The organism is Cupriavidus sp. 2SB, assembly GCF_005503625.1.
Taxonomy (GTDB): domain Bacteria; phylum Pseudomonadota; class Gammaproteobacteria; order Burkholderiales; family Burkholderiaceae; genus Cupriavidus.
The window spans coordinates 1-5,417 of record NZ_SCMX01000145.1 but is presented as its reverse complement, the minus strand read 5'-3'; the positions used below and the strand labels follow the sequence as shown (position 1 = coordinate 5,417).

5 protein-coding genes are annotated in these 5,417 nt (G+C 63.5%); 3 read left to right on the top strand and 2 right to left on the bottom strand.

Annotated elements, in window-relative coordinates; translation table 11 throughout:
• Positions 1-1,000, bottom strand: a 1,000-nt coding sequence (locus tag FFS21_RS31485) for an AraC family transcriptional regulator (RefSeq protein WP_137928595.1), incomplete at its 3' end; no start/stop codon positions are given.
• Between the two features lie 128 nt (positions 1,001-1,128).
• Between FFS21_RS31485 and FFS21_RS31480 the strand changes: the two genes are divergently transcribed.
• The 3 genes from FFS21_RS31480 (at position 1,129) to FFS21_RS31470 (ending at position 3,485) form a co-directional block, all read left to right on the top strand.
• Positions 1,129-2,187 carry a beta-keto acid cleavage family enzyme gene (locus FFS21_RS31480; protein WP_137928594.1) on the top strand — a complete coding sequence of 353 codons (1,059 nt, stop codon included), beginning with the start codon at positions 1,129-1,131 and terminating at the stop codon, positions 2,185-2,187.
• Between the two features lie 9 nt (positions 2,188-2,196).
• On the top strand, positions 2,197-2,400 hold the full coding sequence (locus FFS21_RS31475; protein ID WP_137928593.1) for a DUF1289 domain-containing protein: 204 nt from the start codon (positions 2,197-2,199) through the stop codon (positions 2,398-2,400).
• A gap of 104 nt (positions 2,401-2,504) precedes the next feature.
• Entirely contained in the window at positions 2,505-3,485 is a 981-nt protein-coding gene (locus FFS21_RS31470) for a Bug family tripartite tricarboxylate transporter substrate binding protein (protein ID WP_137928592.1), read from the top strand.
• Positions 3,486-3,498: 13 nt separating this feature from the next.
• On the opposite strand, the gene FFS21_RS31465 is transcribed toward FFS21_RS31470, so the two are convergent.
• Positions 3,499-5,112: an ABC-F family ATP-binding cassette domain-containing protein gene (locus FFS21_RS31465; protein ID WP_137928591.1), complete on the bottom strand. Its 1,614-nt coding sequence runs from the start codon at positions 5,110-5,112 to the stop codon at positions 3,499-3,501.
• Between the last annotated feature and the right edge of the window lie 305 nt (positions 5,113-5,417).

Below are 5,417 nucleotides of genomic sequence, written 5' to 3'. Positions count from 1 at the left end.
ACTCCCCCCTCCCCACCCTCCACTTCGAAACACTGCATCCAAACTGCGCCCCAAACCAGCGGGAAAAAGCGCTTAACGATGCAAAGCCCAGCAGCGTGGCCACTTCCGACAATGGCCGTGCGCGGTTCTCGATATAGCGCGTGGCCAGGCTCGCGCGGGCATCGTTGACGATCTCTGAATACGTGGTGCCATCCGCCGTCAGCCAGCGATGGATCGTACGGCGATCCACGCCGAGTTGCTGCGCCACGCGATCCACGGAACACATGCCGCTGGGTAGCAGCGCATGCACAAGCTTGCGCACCTTGTCGGCCATATTGGTGTTCGACTGCGCGAGCAGTGTGTCCAGATAGCGCGTCACCTGTTGCGCCATGCCAGGGTCATACGATGGCAGCGGCGCCTCCAGATCGCGTGCCGTGCAGACGATGCCATCGAAATCCTGGCCGTAGAGCGCCGGCATGCCAAACACACGCAGGCATGTTGCCTGGCTCGACGGCGCGGCATGCGCAAAGCAGATGCTGCGCGGGCGCCACGCCGCACCCAGAAACAGCGACAGGATGCGGAACATGACGCCGCCTGCCAATTCGGTGGCTTGCCGCAGCGAACCCGAACCATCACCCAGCAGTTGCAGCCGGATCAGCACCAGATCGTCGGCATCCTCCACACGCATCGCCAGCGCCTCGTTCTGCAGGCTCATGTATCGCACCATCGATTCCAGCGCTCGGCGCAACGTAGGTGCCTCACGCACCACGAATGCCAATGGTCCGAGATTGGAAAACTGCCGCAGTTCCGCCATCCGCAAGCCGAAATCCTCCACCTGTGCTGCCTTGGCCGATGCCTCCAGCAACCGGCCCACCGATGCCGCCGGGATGCGGATATCGGGATCGAGCAGCGCGTTGCGGCTGATCCTTGCGGCACGCAGCATCTGGTGTGGATCGAGCCCGACGGCCCGCGCCACATCCACATAGTTCGTAAGGCTCGCACTGCGCAGAAAGTAGGACATCGTGTTTTCCCTGACTGTCCCGAAATGTAAATCGGGTGTCCCGCATCGTCAAATCGTGACAACCCCATGGCCGATACTTCGAACACTTGTCGAACCAGACCGAACCAGACTGAACGAAGGAGACACGCATGCAATTCCTCGACGATTCCCTGCACCCCGAGAACATGGAAAAAGTGGTGATCACCGTGGCGCCTTACGGCCCCGAGTGGATGCCGGAAGACTTTCCGGAGGACATCCCCGTCACCATGGAGGAACAGGTGCAGAAAGCGGTGGACTGCTACAACGCCGGCGCCACCGTGCTGCACCTGCACGTGCGCGAACTCGACGGCAAGGGTTCCAAGCGGCTCTCCAAGTTCAACGAACTGATCGCCGGCGTGCGCGCCGCCGTACCCGACATGATCATCCAGGTGGGCGGGTCGATCTCGTTTGCTCCGGAAGACGAAGGCCAGGCCGCCGTGTGGCTGTCCGACGATACGCGGCACATGCTTGCCGACCTGACCCCCGCGCCGGATCAGGTCACCGTGGCCATCAACACCACGCAGATGAACATCATGGAGTTGCTGTATCCGGAGTACCGCGAAGGCACTTCGCTCGCCAACCCGGCCTACATCGAGGCGTATCGCGAGATGACCGTACCGGCGGGTCCGGGCTGGGTGGAGGAACACCTGCGCCGCCTGAGCGCCGCACGTATCCAGCCGCATTTCCAGCTCACCGGCATCCATGCACTGGAAACGCTGGAGCGCATGGTGCGCGCCGGCGCCTACAAGGGTCCGCTGAACCTGACGTGGATCGGCATCGGCGGTGGCTTCGATGGGCCTAACCCGTTCAACTTCTTCAACTTCATCCACCGCGCACCAGACGGCTGCACGCTGACTGCGGAGTCGCTGCTCAAGAACGTGCTGCCGTTCAACATGATGGCGATGGCCATGGGACTGCATCCACGTTGCGGCATCGAGGACACCATCATCGACCAGCACGGCAACCGGATGACTTCGGTCCAGCAGATCGAGCAATGCGTGCGCGTGGCGCATGAACTGGGACGCGAGATCGCCAGCGGCAAGGAAGCGCGCGCCATCTATCGCATCGGTACGTGGTACGACAGCGCGGACGAGACCCTCGCCGCACACGGCATGCTGCCGAATCGTCAGACCGGCCAGAAGCACCTGCCGCTGCGCCGCGCAGCCTGAGCACGGATCATGCTGACTCCGTTCGACACCCCACGCGCGGCGGCGCCCAACCCATGCATCAACATCTGCCGCATGGATCAGGCGCGCCGCTATTGCCAGGGCTGCCACCGCACGCCCGTCGAGATCGGATTGTGGGACGGCATGAGCGAGGCGCAGCGCGCATTCGTGCTGGCGGCGCTGCCCACACGCCGCCAGCGTCAACCGGCCGATTGATTTTCAGCCGGGCCGCCGCTCCCTCAACCGTGACTCTGCATGGCGGTCCGGCTCTTTCTTCCCACGCACCTTCCATCACTCCATAATCAGAGCAAGGAGACACCATGCCTGAAGCCACTTTCCGAACGCGACTGCGCCGTGCCGCACTGGTTGCCTTCGCTTGTCTCGCTGTTCCGGCGTCTGCCATGGCGTGGAACAACAAGCCCGTGCGCATGCTCGTACCCGCCCCTGCCGGCGGCACCATGGACGTCATGGCGCGCCTGATGGCCGAGCAACTGAGCACGGATCTGGGCCAGCCCGTCGTGGTGGACAACAAGCCCGGTGGCGGCGGTGCCATCGCCATGACCGCCCTGCTCTCCGCCCCGCCGGACGGGCAGACGCTCATGGTCACCGCGACCAATGTGCTGACCGAGATTCCGCACATTCAGAAGACGCCGTACGACACGATGAAGGACATCCAGCCGCTGGCTGCCGTGGGCCGCTCGCGGATGGTGCTGGTCGGTGCGCCCACGCTGCCCGCGAAGGACCTCAAGAGCCTCATCACCTATGCGAAGGCCCATCCCGGAAAACTGAGTTTCGCGTCGTATAGCGCAGGCACGGCCTCGCACTACGCCGGTGCCATCCTGAACCAGGAAGCCGGCATGGATCTGCAGCACATTCCGTTTCCCGGCTCCAGCCCGGCGCTCACGCAGGTCATGGGCGGACAGATTCCCGTGATGTACGACGGCATGGTCACATCGCTGCCGATGATCCGCGCGGGCAAGCTGCAGCCCTACGCGGTGGCGTCGAAGACACGTTCGCCGCTGCTGCCGCAGGTGCCCACCTTCGCCGAGCAGGGGTATCCGGATATCGACTTCAGCAACTGGGTTGGCGTCATCGCCTCGGCCAAGGTTCCGGCAGACATGGCGCAGAAGATTCATGACGCAGCCTACAAGGCAGCGGCCAATCCCAAGGTGCGCGAGCGCCTCGAAGCGCTCGGCTATGAAGCCATGCCGGTGCAATCGCTGCAGGACCTGAACCAGTCGCTGCATGCGGAGTACGAGCGCAACGCGGGCATCGTGAAGGCATTCCATATCCGGCCGTGAAGGTGGCGCCGCATCACCAGGACTCCAGGCGCCACCCCTGCTCCGTGGCGATCAGGCGATGGGTCAATCCGAGGTTGCTCAGGAACGCATCGTCGTGTGACACCACGACCAGTGCGCCTTGATAACTGCGCAACATGGTTTCCAGCGCCTGCGCCGAAGGCAGGTCCAGGTGGTTGCTCGGCTCATCGAGCAACAGCAACTGCGCGGGCGGGTCGGCATAGAGCACGCACGCCAGTGCGGCCTTCAGGCGCTCTCCGCCGCTGAGTGAGCCACTGGGTGCCGTGATCTTCTGCGCGTCCAGGTCGAGTTGCGCCAGTCGCATGCGCAGGTCGCCTTCGGCTGCCGTGCGGTTGGCCGCCTGTATCTGCTCGAGCACAGTCTTTTCGGGATGCAGGTTGGCCAGCCGCTGGTCCAGATAGACGGCGTCTGCTACCACCTTGCAAACTCCGGCCAACGGTTCGATCTGACCCGCCATCACCTTCAACAGCGTGGATTTGCCGCAGCCATTGGGCCCGACAACACCCACGCGCTGCTGCCCGCTCAGGCTGAGATCGATCAAACGCGTTCTTTCCTGCACGCATGGCAGTGCCAGTGCATCCAGTTCCACGACACGCCGTTGGGCCACCTGCGCAACCGGCAACGCATGCAGGTTGATCTCCGCATCGGCTTGCAACTGCTGCGCGGCCTCGCGGACCTGCTGGTCGAGCAGTTGTCGTGCAGACGCCTGCTGCTGTCGCAACTTGCCAGCCGATCCCTCGCTGCGCTCCTTCTGCCGGCCCAACAGGATCTTGGCCTGATTGGCCTCCTTGCCCTGCCGATTGCCACGCGCCTCCCTGCGCGCCATGCGATCACGTTGGTCACGCATGGCCTCGTCCTCACGCGTGCGTTCGAGCTTGCGCTGCTCAAGTTGCTGCAGCGCATGCTCACGCTCCAGCGCCTTGGCTGCGGCGTAGAACGTGTAGTTGCCGCCATAACTGCGCAGCCCAAGCGAGGACAACTCCACGATGCGCGACATCGTTTCCAGCAGTTGCCTGTCGTGGCTGACCACCAGCAGTCCGCGTGACCAGTGCTGCAGTTGGTCGATCAGCGCCTGCCGATTGGAACGGTCGAGATGATTGCTGGGCTCGTCGAGGATGAGGAAGTCGGTATCCGACAGCCATGCACCGATCAGCGCCACACGCATGGCTTCGCCGCCGCTGAGTTGGCTGGCGGGCGTATCCACGTCGAGATGGCCCAGGCCATGCTGCGCCAACGCGCCCTGCAATTGTTGCCGGATATCCCAGCGATCGCCCAGCGCGTCGAAATCCGCCGGGTCGCTGCTGCCCGCTTCAATGCGCGCCAGGGCATCCAGCACACGCTGCATGCCCGCGAGACCGGCAACTGTGGTATCGGCTTGATGATCGACCTGCTGCGCGAGGTAGTGCACCGTGCCGGAGCGCAGGCATCGGCCGCTGCTGGGTGGCAACTGCCCCGCCAGAAGACGGGCCAGCAGCGATTTGCCCACGCCATTGCGTCCGACCAGCCCGGTGCGGCGCTGATCAAACGTCTCGTTCAGATCGGAAAAGAGTGTTCTGCCATCGGGCAAAACATAAGACACGCTTTCCAGCGTGAGACAGGGATTCGTCATGCGTGATTCCATGGATGCCAGGAACTCCCCCTGCGGATTCTGCAAGTGGGGGCGGGTGGAGACTGGCCGTCAGAGACGGCGGCATCAATGGCGCATGGGACGAATACCTCTTGGGTGATGGGGGGAAGTGGTGATTCTAGGGAGCGCGAAGGGGTGGTGTCAAATCGTCGTGGCGAGGTCGGGGGCAGCAGATGGCCGGTGCACGCGGAATCGGATTCGTTGAAATAACAACGAAAAACCCCCTCAAATCGTTGTTATCTCAACGATTGATGCCTGGCCCCCGACGCTCATGGTGCGGTCTACCC